A 15652-nucleotide genomic window follows, 5' to 3' on the forward strand; every position below is an offset into this window, starting at 1 on the left:
CGCTTAAACAGTCCAACCTAAGTAACGACTGTAGTGATATCTTCCATGGATCTCGTATATTCAATGTCGACTTTTACGAGGTTGGATGACGCCATCATATTCACAACAACCTCTTTGGGCTACATCGTCAATGAGTAGCGCAAGTTGCTCACAAGCCAAGCGATATTTTAAACACTAAATCGCAAAAAAGCTCCGCTATTTCTAGCGGAGCTTTCTAATTTTTAGCTAACCTAAATTCATTATACTTTTTGGTACGATGCCATTTTAGATTTAGACAACCACGACAAAACCGCACAAACAATAACAAACGTAATCGATGCCGCCATGAAAGAGAGAGCCACAGATGCTGTCATGCCTAAGCTGATAAAGCCTACACAAGATACAAGCGCGACTGACAATGCATAAGGTAACTGTGTAGCTACGTGATCAATATGATTACAACGTGCGCCAGTCGATGAAAGAATCGTAGTATCAGAAATTGGAGAACAGTGGTCACCAAACACCGCACCCGCTAACACCGCACTTAGCATTGGTAGCATAAGAGCAATATCAGTTGCGCCTGCCATATCGCCTGCAATAGGTAACATGATACCGAAAGTACCCCAAGATGTGCCGGTCGAAAATGCCATCAAGCCAGACAATAAGAACAGAATTACTGGAAGCCAGTGTGGGTTAATATTACCTTGTGCCAGTGTAGACAAGTAAGACCCTGTTTTCATGTCACCGATAACAGAACCAATCGTCCATGCAAAAACAAGGATTAGAATCGCGCCAAACATTGATTTAGCACCAATCCAAAGCGTGCGGATAATCTCAGCCATTGGGATGCCTTGCTTAAGCACTGTATACAAGCCAACCGCTAAACCAAGTAAGCTACCGTAGATAAGAGAAGTACCGACATCTGTATTCTCAAATGCGCCTAGCAACGCGAACTCTTTACCGTCAGCAGCCAACGCCTGACCACCGGTGTAAAGCATAGAAGCGATGGTCGCGACGATGAGCGTTACGATAGGCAGCACTAGGTCAGAAACCCGGCCTTTATCGCTCTCACGGATATCAAGCTCTTCATTGATCTCATGTGCCTCGGGAGCATCATTCTCGGTATCTTTATCAAAGCCTCGGCCTTGAGATGCAGAAATTTCATGCTCACGCATCTTACCAATATCTAGCCCGAACCAAGCAACAGCAAAAACCATTAGTAAGGCAAATACCGCATAAAAGTTCATCGGAACCAAGCGAATATATGCCCCTAGAGCCGAGTACTCGGTAATACCATGCGAAACCAAAATCCCACCAATAATTGTAATGATATAAGCACCCCAGCTAGAAGCCGGCATAATCACACACATTGGTGCTGCTGTGGAATCCAGGATATACGCTAGTTTAGCTCGCGAGACATAAAAGCGATCCGTTACCGGACGTGAGATCGCGCCAACAGCAAGACTGTTAAAGTAATCGTCGACAAAAATGAACACACCTAAAAAGGCAGCAAGAAGTTTAGAGCCGCGCTTACTTTTTACTCGAGATTGAGCCCATTCAGCAAATGCACGAGTACCGCCAGATAGCGTTAACAAAGCCGTTGTCATCCCTAATAGAATAAGGAAGCCAACAATACTCATATTCCAAGTATTCAGACCACCATCTTCTATAAAAACAGAAGACACTTTTGAACTGACATAACTGGCGGAATCAACGATAGACCAGTCGTTGAGTAGAATCGCACCCAGTACGACACCTACGCCCAGGGAAATTAATACTTTTCGAGTCAAAATCGCCAGTGTCAATGCGACAAGCGGCGGTAATAACGAAACAGGGTCACTAGAGAAATCTATTAAATTCATGATCTTCAAAAACCAAAGTTTGGCTAGAGATCTACTGCAGACAAGTCATGCTATTTTAAAGCACGCTCATGTTGAACTTAGCGACAGGGAAGCGAACACTCCACCCAACCCTACAGTAGCGCTCCATAGTTTAATGTAAATATACTATGGCAGTGTTGTTCCTTTCGAATACAACCCCAGCAAGTAACTTTGATGGATTACTTACTTCGGCAATCTTCGCCTTCCACTATTATTCATTGGCATCACCCCAATAATAGCTACTCTTCGAGACTGCACCTCTACGGCAATAACAAACAATCGACCACTAAATAAACAATTTAGCAACAATATATCTGCAATATTGCATCAGGTGACGTTATTGTACTCATGATGAGGACCAATGCAACACATCAAACTAAAATAAATCTATAACAAACGCTTAAATTCAGTAACCTTAAGTGATTATTGTGCAACTAGCATCATTTCAATTGAATCTATTATGAAACCTCTTTGCCATTAACAAATGTCATAATTCACTTTGATTTGATAAATAAGGTTAATGAGAAGTGGAAAACTTCGATTACTTTGCTATTACACGATGGAGAAAGCGCGATTTAGATTTATTAACAAAAATTATCAATAGTAATGAACACGCGATAATGCGACAGAACTTGAATTTTCATCTCATTAAGTAATATTTACTAATTAATAATATTACTTATCTAGAAAAACTCGCAAAAATTAAACAAAAACTCAATTTAGTATTTGCACATAACCAAAAGATAAAGTTAAATATAAGGACTTACTATTTATTTGTAGAATGGCATTATTCGGTCGTAGCGATAAAAAGTGCCAAACACATTAATCTATTAATAGGAATCGTTATGTCAGAGCTGACTAAAACACTTCTAAATATCCGTAGCCTTCGTGCATTTTCTCGTGAGCTGACTCTAGAACAATTGGAAGAAGCTCTAGATAAACTGACTACTGTTGTAGCAGAACGCATCGAAGCGGAAGAAGCAGAACGCGCAGCGCAAGCTGAGCAAGAAGCTAAACTAGCTGAAATTGCAGATAAAATTGCTCAAGACGGCATCGACGTTGAAGCACTTATTAGTGCACTTTCTGGCGAAACTAAGTCTAAAGCCAAGTCTAAGCGTGCTCCTCGCCCTGCAAAATACAAGTACACTGACACTAATGGCCAAGAAAAAACTTGGACAGGTCAAGGTCGTACACCTTCTGCAATCCAAGAGCAGCTTGATGCTGGTAAATCGCTGGACGATTTCCTAATCTAAAATTGCTTTTTATAAAAAAGGCTCCTCAGGGAGCCTTTTTTTTTTGTAACAACAAATAAATATGGCGCATATCCTAACGCGCCATATTTACATTCATGAACAAACTGTTAATTCATAAATAAATTAACGTTCCCAATATGCTTCTTCAAGACTATCTTCACGCTCAGGAAGACCACGTGAGAGACGTGGAGAGTGCTGAACAAGAACCTCATAGCTCGCGCGGTTAGCATATTTACAAACCTGTGAGAAAGAAGAGTAAGTTAAATACTCATGACTATGCTTACTTGAGTTAGGCACATTTTCTTTGTGGTATTTATTGGCAGCCATATCATGAAGAACAGCAGATAATGCAGCATCACCTGCCCCATTGGTATTCTTAATTTTTTCAGGCCCGCCCATATATGGAGATATATGTGAGTACACTTTTATTGGCGATTCACATGACTCTTTTTTCGCTGGGCGACTAAATTCATAACGGTTAAATTCCGCTATTGAGCCTGGAAGTAATGGCAACGTCGTTTCACGTTTCGCACTTTCTTCCGTGTAACCGGCCATAAACAAACCAACAGGCCCTGCAGTACAAAGCACTAAATCAGCCCATTCTAGCGTTTTATCTGATGCAGCTAACGGATCAGACTCTCCTGTTAACGCTTCTGCTTCATCTTCATTCATTGCAACAACAGAAACATTGTCACGAATAAATTCTTGCCAGTACTCTGGATCATCCTGAATAACAAATTTAGTTCCCAGCGTTAATACAACTGGCACATCGTATTTTTTCGCAAACTCAATGGCCTTCATCGTTGCTTCAGGCATTGGGTCGCCTTCTTTACAACGAACCAAATACGATGTGAGCACCAATGCAGAAGCATTTTTGAAGATTTTTTCAGGGATATTATCAGGGTGAAGCTGATTCATCTGACCTTCGCTAATTGCAAAGGTGCGTTCACCATCTTCAGTGATCAGGGCAAAACAGCGCCCAATCGCACCGTCAACGCCTTGAAGATAATTTAGATCCATGCGGCTGGACGTTTTGCAAAGGTATCGATAGCCGTAACTACCAATTTTGATGTCCTGGCTCATCACTCCCAGCAGCGTCGAACGGTCATCAGCGAGAACCGAGTAGTTGTGGAGCGTATTTCCAATCGTACCACCGGCGTATTCGTTGCTGATGAGATTCTCTTCTCTCAGGTGCTGGTAAAGTGCTTCTGCTGTTGCATCATCAATAACCAACGAATGACCTTTACTCAACCCGTACTTTTCAATCACATCTGAGGTAACTTTAGCTTCAATATCTACCAAAGTTTGGTCGATGCCAATGATATGAGTGCGCGTCATCTTCTTGCTTTCTTGTGCTTGACTCACTAATGGGTCGCGAGCATGTACAGGAAAATAATGCTTGGATTTGCGTTGTCCAGGAAATTTCATATTGTTCGTCTGAGTAAGGGAAGAAAAAGAGAACGGATTCTATAACGCTATTAACAAAGCAGCAATAAAAGCAATTATAGCAAACGATTACCTTCCTCTTTTTTTATTTTCGACGAGTTATTCCCCTTCCATAAAGCTTAAATCCGGAAGCTGTTCCAGGTGCTCGCTATAACGCTTCAGGTTAAATTCACCTTCATTTTTCATAACATCAAACACCTCAATTGACATAGCGCAAGCCATCATGGCGATTGCGTCTTCACGCGGTGTTCCCGTCATCATTAAGCGCATTAATGTTTCTTTTACTTTGATTGGGTTGCCATCTTCTAACTGGTTTTCAACAATCTCAATTAACTCAGCTTCTTGCATGAACTTATTTTCGTCTGTCATCTTCATATTACCTCTTGGATTTTGGGTAACTATGCCATATATAAGTCCTCTATACTTAGGGAAATTATCAATCGATAGTTTTGCTGCTTGAAAATACAGCAAAAACAAATTGTGATTTCCGTCTCGGATCTGTCACCGGTGTGTGGTTTCTGTTAGAATCTGCGTCCCGTTTATTTTAGTGGTGTTTAGTAATGTCTGATAACAGCCAAAAGAAAGTCATCGTCGGTATGTCCGGCGGCGTTGATTCATCTGTTTCTGCGTATCTTCTAAAGCAACAAGGCTACCAGGTAGAAGGCCTGTTTATGAAGAACTGGGAAGAGGATGACAACGAAGAATATTGCACAGCGGCAGAAGATTTAGCCGACGCTCAGGCAGTATGTGACAAACTTGGCATCCACCTACACACCATTAACTTTGCAGCAGAGTACTGGGATAACGTGTTTGAATACTTCCTTGCTGAGTACAAAGCAGGTCGTACGCCTAACCCTGACATTCTTTGTAACAAAGAAATCAAATTCAAAGCATTCCTAGAATTTGCTGACGAAGCACTCGATGCCGATTACATCGCTATGGGTCACTATGTACGTCGTTCTTTCCCGGAAAACGGTGAAAAACCTCAAATGCTACGTGGTCTGGATAGTAATAAAGATCAGAGCTATTTCCTGTATACACTAAGCCACGAACAAGTTGCTCGCAGTCTGTTCCCTGTTGGTGATTTAGAAAAGCCAGAAGTACGACGTATCGCGGAAGAGCAAGATTTAATTACGGCGAAGAAGAAAGACTCAACTGGTATCTGCTTCATCGGAGAGCGCAAGTTTACTGACTTCTTAGGTCGTTACCTGCCAGCGCAACCTGGTAACATCGAAACACCAGAAGGTGAAGTCATTGGCCAGCACCAAGGTCTGATGTACCACACGCTAGGTCAACGCAAAGGCCTGCATATTGGAGGCCGCAAAGGCGGTGGTGGTAATGAAGAACCATGGTTTGTTGGTGAAAAAGATCTAAAACGTAACGTGTTAATAGCGGTACAAGGCAAAGACCATCCAATGCTTAAATCAGAAGGTCTACTTGCATCACAACTTCATTGGGTAGATCGTGAGCCAATTCGCGATGTTATGAAGTGCACGGTAAAAACCCGTTACCGTCAACAAGATATTCCTTGTACAATCATTCCAATTGATGATGAGAACATTAAAGTTATCTTTGATGAACCACAAATTGCAGTGACTCCGGGTCAATCTGCTGTGTTCTATAAAGATGACGTTTGCCTTGGTGGCGGCATCATCGAGCAACGCATTAAATATTCTCAAGCTTAGGAGTTGTTACGTGGCGAATACACTTTATGACCGTACTATCGCGTTTGCTGGCATTTGCCAAGCTGTAGCTTTGGTTCAACAAGTTGCGAGAAACGGACATTGTGACCAAGATGCTTTTGAAACATCCATCAACGCCATTTTGAACACGAATCCAGCCAACACAATTGGCGTATTCGGTCGCGAAGCAGATCTGAGACTCGGCCTTGAATGTCTGGTAAAAGGTATTGATAGCACGCCATCAGGCAGTGAGATCACTCGTTATATTATTAGCCTGATGGCATTGGAACGTAAGTTGACATCTCGCAACGATGCGATGTCGCAGCTTGGTGATCGTATCCAAATGGCCCAACGCCAAACAGAACATTTTGAGTTGCTGGAAGATCAGATGATCAGTAATCTAGCAAGCATTTACCTGGATGTAGTTAGCCCGATTGGCCCTCGTATCCAAGTAACAGGTACACCGGCAGTCCTACAACAGACATCTGTTCAGCATAAAGTTCGAGCACTACTGCTGTCTGGCATTCGTTGTTCAGTTCTTTGGCGTCAGGTTGGTGGCAAACGTCGTCACTTAATCTTCGGACGCAAAAAAATGGTCGAGCAGGCGCAGATCCTGTTAGCCCGAATCTAATTGATAGCTCGCGTTCATCGCGAGCTAATTTTTTGACTAAAACAAATCTCGCGCAAACGTTTGCGCAATGTTCGTGACAATTGCCACAGTTATTGGTATAACGCTCACGAAATTTAGAAACCCAATTCAGGAGAACATCATGGAACTGTCAGCATTGACTGCTGTTTCACCAGTAGACGGCCGTTACGGAAGTAAGACGATTGCGTTACGCGAAATTTTCAGTGAGTACGGTCTGCTAAAATACCGCACTATCGTTGAAGTCCGCTGGTTACAAAAGCTAGCTGCTACTGCTGAAATCGCAGAAGTGCCAGCCTTCAGTGCAGAAGCTAACCAATTCCTAGACGACCTTGCTGCAAACTTCTCTGAAGAAGATGCGCGCCGAATCAAAGAGATTGAGCGCACCACTAACCACGACGTAAAAGCGGTTGAGTACTTCCTAAAAGAAAAAGTGGCTGATGTTCCTGAACTGCACGCAGTAAACGAATTCTTCCACTTTGCTTGTACTTCTGAAGACATCAACAACACTTCTCACGCTCTAATGCTTAAAGAAGCGCGCGAAACGGTAATTCTTCCAGAAATCCGCAACCTGATCGATGCGATTAAAGCACTTGCTGTTGAGTACCGTGACATTCCCCTTCTGTCTCGTACACACGGTCAGCCTGCTTCTCCATCTACAATGGGTAAAGAAATGGCTAACGTGGCGTACCGCATGGAACGTCAATACAAACAGATCGAGAACGTTGAGATCCTAGCGAAAATCAACGGCGCGGTAGGTAACTACAACGCACACCTGTCTGCTTACCCAGAGCTAGACTGGCACAAGTTCTCTGAAGAGTTCATCACTGAGTCTCTAGGCGTAACTTGGAACCCATACACCACGCAGATCGAACCGCACGATTACATCGCAGAGCTATTCGATGCAGTTGCACGTTTCAACACAATCCTTATCGACTTCGATCGTGACGTTTGGGGTTACATTGCACTAGGTCACTTCAAGCAAAAAACGATTGCTGGTGAGATCGGCTCTTCAACAATGCCGCACAAAGTTAACCCAATCGACTTTGAAAACTCTGAAGGTAACCTGGGTCTTGCGAACGCAGTATTCGGTCACCTTGCGCAAAAACTGCCTATCTCTCGCTGGCAGCGTGACCTGACAGACTCAACTGTTCTACGTAACTTAGGTGTTGGTGTTGGCTACGCAGTAATTGCATACACTTCAACGTTGAAAGGTATCAGTAAGCTGGAAGTCAACCGCGAAGCACTGCTTAAAGAGCTAGACCAAAACTGGGAAGTACTTGCTGAGCCAGTACAAACAGTAATGCGTCGTTACGGCATCGAGAAACCATACGAGAAACTAAAAGAGCTAACTCGTGGTAAGCGTGTAGACGGCGAAGCAATGCGTAACTTCATCGACGGCCTTGAGCTTCCTGAGCATGAGAAAGTACGTCTTAAAGAGATGACGCCAGCAAATTACATTGGTCAGGCAATCGAGCTGACTGACAAGCTATAAGTACTAAACTATTAGCCAGAAATTGAAAAGGTTGACGTGAAAGCGTCAACCTTTTTTTGTTAGCAGGGTATAGACGCTTAAGGCTGCTTTTGGAAAAACAGCGTTATTGTCCCCACTTCTACGCCGAATTTCTTAATTTTGGTAAGGTTAAACACATGCTTATCGTCTTGACGATATAGCCAGTCGTCAAACGCAACCGTGATAGTTGAATCATCCGTTTTCAGTTCAAAATCATAGCGCCATTGCAGAGCATTACCTCGTTCTTGCCCCGCCGCTAGACCTATAATGTCATCCGCTTCGCCTTGGTAACTGCCGTCATCTAATTTGGTGATAAACCATATTCGCTGGTCTAGCTCTCCATCATCAAAAACGAAGTCTTCCACCAGCGTAAGCCTGTTGCCTTCTACAGTACCAACTATCTCCACTTCAAAGCGACGCGTCTGCTGTTCGGTATAGTCTTGCACCATCCCCCACGCTCTTACGTTTCCTTCGAAGTATCCAAACAGGTCAAAACGTGGTGCGGATGATTGATAATTATCTATGTCGGCAGAACAAGAACCCAGAAAAACAGCTAACACAGCAACAGCTAATCGCTTAAAAAGGATCATGGTCTCACCTGCCCTATAAGTTGTTTGCGCAGTTTTGGGTACTCAGTGTTAGGCGACAACCAGATAGAAAGAAACGCATCATTAAGTTTCTCATCCCTTACGTATCCAAGCGTTTGATCCACACTTTTGCCCGCTTGACGGTAAATAAGTTGCCCTACTTTACCGTCTGTCAGATAAGTCAGTTCATCTCCCTTTTTAATTTCTGGGAAGAGAGTATTTAGATTTGAAAGCCATTGCCGACGATAAGAGTCAGTGAATCCAAGCTTTTGCCATTGCTCGTCGGTAACATCGAGTAACTGCTGCTTACTGATATCACGTTGATAGTTTATTTCCAGCGCGAACGGATGAGGTGAAATATCACCCGACAATTTGTACTCACCGTCTGGCGTCTTTAAGCGAGAAGTATAGATATCGAAAATAAACCAGGTTAGCTTCGCCTCTCCAACGGTTTTCCATTCACGCCAGTCTGAGCTATTCGACTTACCAGAACTGCTGTTTACAGTTTGGGCTTGTAAAGAAGTACCCATCAGTAAGCAGGCTAGTATTACCCCTCTAATCAGTCTCTCGGTTAAGTTTCCCTGTAAGCGTTTCATTTCCGTATACCTTAAGTATCAAAAACATCACAACACACCACTCGATGAACAGCGCCATTAAAGTAACGGTGACGTCATAGTTAAATTCAACGGCCTGTAGCCGGTAACCAGCGTAATAACTAGCCCCTCCCCCAAAGCCACCTACTAGTGATACGTAAACTTTTGGGAAACGATGCAAAACTGGCTTAAGTTGATAGGCATACCACGCAAACAAAGCCCACAGACAGAGTAACCAAATTGGCAACCATGAAGTTGGAAATTTAAGAAGGGTAAAGTGTTGATTCAGAGTATCAACAACCAACCCTATCAAGGTAACTACAGCGATACTCTTCAGGGAAGCGGCATCGCTGACAACACAATACCCCAGGGTCACTAACGTCAACAAAACAGTAACCCATTGCCATTGATAGGTACCGAGAACAGCGGCAAACCAACAGAGTTGAAACCATGTTGACGCCAGAAACACTCTCATCTGGCCTACGGACGCTGAAACGTCATATGAACCGCACTGATAGTACGTGCAAGAAAACCGCCTTCACAGTAGCTCAAGTAAAAGCGCCACATACGAATAAACTTATCGTCATAGCCAAAACGACGAACAACTTGTTCTGATTGGTTAAAACGGGAATGCCATTCACTGAGTGTTTTCGCGTAGTCGATACCAATATCGAACAAGTCTCTGACTACTAGGTCACTGTACTTAGTAGCCGCGTGAGTAAGCGAAGTGACAGAGGGCAGGAAGCCACCTGGGAAAATGTACTTCTGTATAAAATCGACGTTGTTGCTGTAGTATTCATAACGCTGATCGGCGATGGTGATTGCCTGTATTGCCATTATACCGCCAGACTTAAGTAGCGATTCACACTTCTTTATGTAAGATGGCAAATACGCTTTCCCTACGGCTTCAATCATCTCAATTGACACAAGTTTGTCGTAACTGCCGGAAAGGTTTCGATAGTCTTCTTTTAACAACGTAATTCTGTCAGCCAACCCTTTCTCTTCTATCTTACGTTGCGTGTACAAGTGCTGCTCTTCAGATATCGTCGTTGTCGTCACCTGACAACCATATTGCTCAGCCATGTATATAGCCATAGCACCCCAACCCGTTCCAATCTCGATAACATGATCGGATGGCTGGAGGTTGAGCTGCTGGCACAGACGCTCCATTTTGTTTATTTGCGCTTGCTCCAACGAGTCAGAGTCTTGTAAGTAGAGAGCTGACGAATAAAGCATGTAGCTATCGAGAAATGACTCGTATAGAGAATTACCCAGATCGTAGTGTGCGTGAATATTTTGACGGGAATTCTCCTGGGAGTTTCGATTTGCCCAGTGACTGATTTTGTACAGCAGCTTAGTTAACCAGCTTCCCCGCTCTTCAATCTGATCTAACGCTCGCATATTGAGCGCCATGAGTTTCATCAATGCCGTAAGATCCGGGCTATCCCACCAGCCATCCATATAAGCCTCTCCCGCCGCTATACTGCCGCCACGTAGTACGCGTGAATACAGGCCGGGATGTTTCACCTCTATGGTCGCCGACACTTTTTTTCCGAGATGAGTTTCAACCTCAGCATCAAAACGTTCACTCGTTTGGTTGCTTTCTGAAGCATAGGTCTCAATCAAAGTTAAACTGCCCACTTCCATGTTTTTTAAACACTGAACGATAACTCTGCGAGCCGCTTTTTGAGTCGTACTTAGTTCGCACGGCCATGTTATAGCACCACTATTCAACATGCAGAATTCTCCTTGTTATTGCTTTCCTTATTTTTCTCTTCTGGCTTAGTTTTATTTTCATTCTTAACGGAATATTTAGGATGAGAATAAAAAGGCGCACCTTTGACCCAGAGTTTTAATGCGTGCCAGTAGATTCCGAAGACCACTTTTATGGTTTGTATCGGAGTGACTATCAAACACTTCAACAGATTCTTGCTCGACAAGGTTTTCGCTTTCATTGCCATCGTGGCATCAAAATGCTTTTCGCCTTTGTGGCATTCCAAATGAATATTTAACTTATCCGTCAGCGGTTTTATCTTCCATAAATACTGTTGGTCAATAGGATTAAAAGGAGAAACATGGAACGCTTTATCTTGTTTCCAACCAAAGTGTTCGTCATCACTATTTGCCGCTATCGCATAATAATGACGCTCATTCCAAGGCGTATTGCTCACTTCAGCCAGAATGTATTTCCACTCCCCCTTCTTGTTATAAACATAGTAGAAATTAACAGGACTAAAATAGAAGCCTAAATAGCGCAAATGGCAAACAGCGATCACTTTACCGTCACATTTATTGCCAGTTAACGCTGCTAATTTATCCCGTACCGCTGTTTTTAAACTACCTTGACCGACGTAATCGCTTCGTTTAAACCTTGCCCAATGCCACCAGCGCGTACCGAATCCCCATACTTTGCTTTCAAGTTCATCAATCTCATCAACATCAATGGCCGGCATAAATAACGAGTAGTTCAACTCATGCAAAACGGGGGTGAATCGACGATGTCGCACACTACCAATAAATAGCCGACTCTTAATTTCGCTGGCCATATTACGCCGCGCCTTGGTGCAACGTGACCGCGTCACGCTGTTGATATTTATTTTCCAGCGCTTTCACCACATCTAGTGCACTACGCACACCATCTTCATGGAATCCGTTGTACCAATAAGCGCCGCAGAACCACGTATTCGTAATGCCCTGAATTTCGTCTTTTCTTTGTTGAGCAGCAATAGATTCGGTGGTGAATACAGGATGATGATACGTGAACGTACGCAACATTTTTCGTTCGTCTATTTGCTCTGTACTATTTAACGTCACACAGAAGGTATGCTCCGAATTCAAATGCTGGAGGATATTCATGTTGTAAGTCAGTGACGGCAACTTTAGATGATCACCCTTTTTACCGTCGAGAAGATAATTCCACGATGCCCAAGCCGCTTTACGTTTTGGAAGCAAACTGGTATCTGTATGCAACACAACTTCATTAGCTTGATACGCCATATCGCCAAGAATAGTGCGCTCATCAACACTTGAGTCATCAAGCATTTTCATAGCTTGGTCGCTATGGCAGGCAAAGATTACTTCGTCAAACCATTCCGTTGTACCATTGACGTGCAGTAAGACACGACCTTTACTGCGTGTAACACTTTCGACAGGGCTGTTGAGGCGAATTTTATCTGCAAACCCTTTAGTAAGTGGTGGGATGTAAGCGCGTGAACCTCCCTTAATGACATACCACTGCGGACGATTCGTCACATCTAACAATCCATGGTTCAGGAAAAAACGCAGGAAAAACATTAAGGGAAAGGCGCGCATATCTGCCAAGGTAGAAGACCAAATCGCCGCCCCCATAGGAAGAATGTAATTATCCGAAAAGTATGCGCTGAATTTGTTCTCATCGAGAAACTCACCCAGCGTTTGTATGCTGGTATCTTCTTTGTCTGCGAACGACTTCGCTAACTTGTTAAAGCGAAGGATCTCGAAAATAAAGCGGTAAAAAGCTGGATTTGCCCAGTTACGCTTTTGGGCAAATAGTGTCGTAATTGTATGTCCGTTGTACTCTAATCCGCTTCCGTTATTTCGCACACTAAAGCTCATCTGGGTCGGTACGCCTTCGACACCAATTTCCTTCATCATGTTAATGAAATTAGGATAAGTGCGGTCGTTATAAACGATGAACCCCGTGTCAACGGCATAATCATTGCCGTCAATATTTACATCAACCGTTGCTGTGTGCCCACCAATATAATCATTTGCTTCAAACAAGGTAATTTCATGTTCCTTGTGCAAATAATAACCACACGTTAATCCTGATATTCCAGTCCCTACAATTGCAATTTTCATATTTAATCCTTTTTACGACAAAAGTTTACGCGTTAAACGAGCTTGCCAGTTGTACGGAAGCAATGAAATAAAACGAAGAATGCTGGTAAATCTCGTCGGGAAATAGATATGATTTTTGTTCGACAAGAGTTGCTTTCTTATCGACTCAGACGCTTGTTCTACGGAGATAATCATTGGCATCTCGAAGTTATTTCTGTCGGTTAACGGGGTTTCCACGAAACCGGGAAATACAGTTATCACCTTAATGCCGTTCTTTTGCAGATCTAGCGCCAGTGAACGAGCAAAGTAACTAACGGCCGCTTTTGATGCGCCATACGCTTCCGCTCTCGGCAGCGCAACCTCGGATGCTATCGAACCGATAATCACAACTCGGTGGCCAGGCTTGAAATAGCCCTGACACCCTTCAACACAATTCGCTACCCCAAGCACATTGACATTAAGTACTCTCGACATGAGTTTCGCATCTACTTGGCCGTGGTCCATGTACTCACAATCACCGGCATTAAATATCCAGGTATCCGGGACAACGTTCAGTGATGACAACGTTCTAAGAGTTTCATCGTAGTCCGTCACGTCAAATTTAAGCATGTCGATAAGAGCAGAGCCGTTGCTCAGTTCAGTAAGCACTCTTTCGTTACGTCCACAGGCAATCACTTTCCAGCCTGACTGCGCATAATCTTGCGCAAGCTGCTTACCGATACCTGACGTGGCACCAGTGATTAATACTGTACTACTCATTGCCCTAGCCTCTGCTTAACGAGCCTTATCACCGAACCAAGTAGAGGTAGGTTTTCATAGAGCATTTCACCGAGATCAAAGTAGTCGCGATGGTAGATAACCTGCCCTTGAGAAAACTTGAGATGGGACGCTCCATTAACCAGAATAGGAGCACCGTTTTGGAGCTTAGGGTGCTGGAGTTCCATTCTCCAGGTGAGAAAGCCAGTATCTCCGACCTGCTGTTGCTCATCTATCACAAAGTCACAGCGGTTTACATTGGCGTAAAGTGACTGAAAGTAATCATAAAGCGCAGTTCTCCCTTCAAGCCGATGTGCCGCATCCTCAAAAACCACGTCAGGGTGATAAATCTCTTCCAATAGATGTAAGTTTTGCTTATCGAGTTTTTGGTAAACCTCGACAACAGAGCCTATCTCCATGTTTTGCTCCTGCTTACTTAAAATAGTTATACAAAAACATCATATGTATAACTTAGCGCAATCACACAAAGTTATACAAAAAATATTTTGTATAACTTTATTACTGAGGATTGATACGTGAAGGAGTAAACGAACGATCAGACAGGCGAAAAAAAAGGCTTGGTAAAAACCAAGCCTTTTCAGAAAATTAGTTAATTAAGCTTATTGATTACGTAATGCGTTAATACGTTTATCTAATGGCGGGTGGCTCATTAGTAGCTCAGTCAGAGACTGCTTACCGTTGATCCCAAATGCCATCATGGTACCGTCCAACTTTGACTCCTGGCTCATTTTCAAGCGTTCAAGTGCCGCAATCATTTTCTCTTTACCGACTAATCTAGCCGCACCCGCATCTGCGTGGAACTCACGATGACGGCTGTACCACATGGTAATAAAGCTTGCCAGGAAACCGAACACTAGTTCCAACACCATGGAGACACCAAAGTACACCATCATGTTTGAACCGCCTTCGCCTTCTTCATTGTCATTCGACGCGACAATATTGGCAATAAAGCGAGAAAGGAAGATAACAAACGTATTCACTACGCCTTGCATCAAGGTCATAGTAACCATATCACCATTCGAGATATGGCTAACCTCATGTGCTAGTACCGCTTCGGCTTCATCACGGGTCATGTTGTGTAAAAGCCCCGTTGATACTGCTACGAGAGAGTCATCTCGCTTTGCACCTGTCGCGAAAGCGTTAATGTCAGGTGAGTCGTAGATAGCTACGGTTGGCATACCAATACCCGCTTGCTGAGCCTGACGACCGACCGTTTCTAATAACCAGTGCTCTGTTTCGTTGCGCGGGCTTTCAATGACCATACCCCCAACTGAACGTAATGCCATGCCTTTAGACATCATTAACGAAATCAGTGCACCACCAAAACCAAAGACTGCTGCCATGACGAGTAGACCAGACAGACTGCCTGGCTGCATTCCAGTGGTAGCGTAAACAATATTCAGAACAACGCTTAGTACCAGCACGACTGCTAGGTTTGTTGCCAGGAATAACATAATTCGCTTCATTTCTTTTCTCC

Annotated in this window: 16 protein-coding genes and 1 riboswitch; of the genes, 4 read left to right on the plus strand and 12 right to left on the minus strand. The window is 43.5% G+C overall.

Translation table 11 applies throughout. From position 1 onward, the window contains the following. Window positions 1-239: 239 nt before the first annotated feature. Window positions 240-1841: a tetracycline efflux Na+/H+ antiporter family transporter Tet(35) gene (gene tet(35) / locus KHN79_RS08335; RefSeq protein ID WP_182008361.1), complete on the minus strand. Its 1602-nt coding sequence runs from the start codon at window positions 1839-1841 to the stop codon at window positions 240-242. 108 nt (window positions 1842-1949) lie between these two features. Next, window positions 1950-2130, minus strand: a riboswitch (Lysine riboswitch). Window positions 2131-2704: 574 nt separating this feature from the next. On the opposite strand from tet(35), the gene KHN79_RS08340 reads away from it, so the two are divergent. Then, complete coding sequence (locus KHN79_RS08340) at window positions 2705-3112, plus strand: DNA-binding protein H-NS (RefSeq protein WP_182008362.1); 408 nt, start codon at window positions 2705-2707, stop codon at window positions 3110-3112. Window positions 3113-3235: 123 nt separating this feature from the next. Here the strand turns inward: KHN79_RS08340 and KHN79_RS08345 are convergent, their stop codons facing one another. Together KHN79_RS08345 and KHN79_RS08350 are read right to left on the minus strand one after the other, a co-directional pair. Continuing rightward, window positions 3236-4540 (minus strand): inosine/guanosine kinase, encoded by a 1305-nt coding sequence (locus KHN79_RS08345; protein WP_182008363.1) that lies wholly within the window; start codon window positions 4538-4540, stop codon window positions 3236-3238. A 117-nt stretch (window positions 4541-4657) separates the two neighbouring features. Next, window positions 4658-4927 (minus strand): hypothetical protein, encoded by a 270-nt coding sequence (locus KHN79_RS08350; protein WP_182008871.1) that lies wholly within the window; start codon window positions 4925-4927, stop codon window positions 4658-4660. A 191-nt stretch (window positions 4928-5118) separates the two neighbouring features. On the opposite strand from KHN79_RS08350, the gene mnmA reads away from it, so the two are divergent. The 3 genes from mnmA to purB all read left to right on the plus strand — a co-directional run bounded on the left by mnmA (window position 5119) and on the right by purB (window position 8381). Further along, the gene (gene mnmA, locus KHN79_RS08355; protein WP_182008364.1) at window positions 5119-6243 is read left to right on the plus strand and encodes a tRNA 2-thiouridine(34) synthase MnmA; all 1125 of its coding nucleotides are present in this window, start codon (window positions 5119-5121) and stop codon (window positions 6241-6243) included. A gap of 10 nt (window positions 6244-6253) precedes the next feature. Further along, window positions 6254-6871 carry a high frequency lysogenization protein HflD gene (gene hflD, locus KHN79_RS08360; RefSeq protein ID WP_182008365.1) on the plus strand — a complete coding sequence of 206 codons (618 nt, stop codon included), beginning with the start codon at window positions 6254-6256 and terminating at the stop codon, window positions 6869-6871. 139 nt (window positions 6872-7010) lie between these two features. Beyond that, the gene (purB, locus tag KHN79_RS08365; RefSeq protein ID WP_182008366.1) at window positions 7011-8381 is read left to right on the plus strand and encodes an adenylosuccinate lyase; all 1371 of its coding nucleotides are present in this window, start codon (window positions 7011-7013) and stop codon (window positions 8379-8381) included. 77 nt (window positions 8382-8458) lie between these two features. Here purB and KHN79_RS08370 read toward each other — a convergent pair whose 3' ends face one another. From KHN79_RS08370 to htpX, 9 genes are all read right to left on the minus strand, one after another. After that, entirely contained in the window at window positions 8459-8989 is a 531-nt protein-coding gene (locus tag KHN79_RS08370) for a DUF3833 domain-containing protein (protein WP_182008367.1), read from the minus strand. Continuing rightward, a complete protein-coding gene (locus KHN79_RS08375) occupies window positions 8986-9516 on the minus strand; it encodes a chalcone isomerase family protein (RefSeq protein ID WP_244812640.1) in 531 nt (176 codons plus the stop codon). Before KHN79_RS08375 ends, KHN79_RS08370 begins: the two co-directional genes overlap by 4 nt. Window positions 9517-9541: 25 nt before the next feature. After that, window positions 9542-10054: a DUF2878 domain-containing protein gene (locus KHN79_RS08380; RefSeq protein ID WP_182008369.1), complete on the minus strand. Its 513-nt coding sequence runs from the start codon at window positions 10052-10054 to the stop codon at window positions 9542-9544. Window positions 10055-10059: 5 nt separating this feature from the next. Continuing rightward, the gene (locus KHN79_RS08385) at window positions 10060-11316 is read right to left on the minus strand and encodes a cyclopropane-fatty-acyl-phospholipid synthase family protein (RefSeq protein ID WP_182008370.1); all 1257 of its coding nucleotides are present in this window, start codon (window positions 11314-11316) and stop codon (window positions 10060-10062) included. Continuing rightward, window positions 11310-12125, minus strand: coding sequence for a DUF1365 family protein (locus KHN79_RS08390; protein WP_182008371.1), 816 nt, complete (start codon window positions 12123-12125; stop codon window positions 11310-11312). The genes KHN79_RS08385 and KHN79_RS08390 overlap by 7 nt, the downstream gene beginning before the upstream one ends. Before the next feature lies 1 nt (window position 12126). After that, window positions 12127-13419 (minus strand): NAD(P)/FAD-dependent oxidoreductase, encoded by a 1293-nt coding sequence (locus KHN79_RS08395; RefSeq protein WP_182008372.1) that lies wholly within the window; start codon window positions 13417-13419, stop codon window positions 12127-12129. 12 nt (window positions 13420-13431) lie between these two features. Continuing rightward, window positions 13432-14157, minus strand: coding sequence for an SDR family oxidoreductase (locus KHN79_RS08400; RefSeq protein WP_182008373.1), 726 nt, complete (start codon window positions 14155-14157; stop codon window positions 13432-13434). Continuing rightward, entirely contained in the window at window positions 14154-14573 is a 420-nt protein-coding gene (locus tag KHN79_RS08405; protein ID WP_182008374.1) for a nuclear transport factor 2 family protein, read from the minus strand. Before KHN79_RS08405 ends, KHN79_RS08400 begins: the two co-directional genes overlap by 4 nt. Window positions 14574-14774: 201 nt before the next feature. Further along, window positions 14775-15641, minus strand: a complete 867-nt coding sequence (htpX, locus tag KHN79_RS08410) for a protease HtpX (protein WP_182008375.1) — start codon at window positions 15639-15641, stop codon at window positions 14775-14777. Between the last annotated feature and the right edge of the window lie 11 nt (window positions 15642-15652).

The organism is Vibrio sp. B1FLJ16 (genome assembly GCF_905175385.1).
Classification (GTDB): domain Bacteria; phylum Pseudomonadota; class Gammaproteobacteria; order Enterobacterales; family Vibrionaceae; genus Vibrio.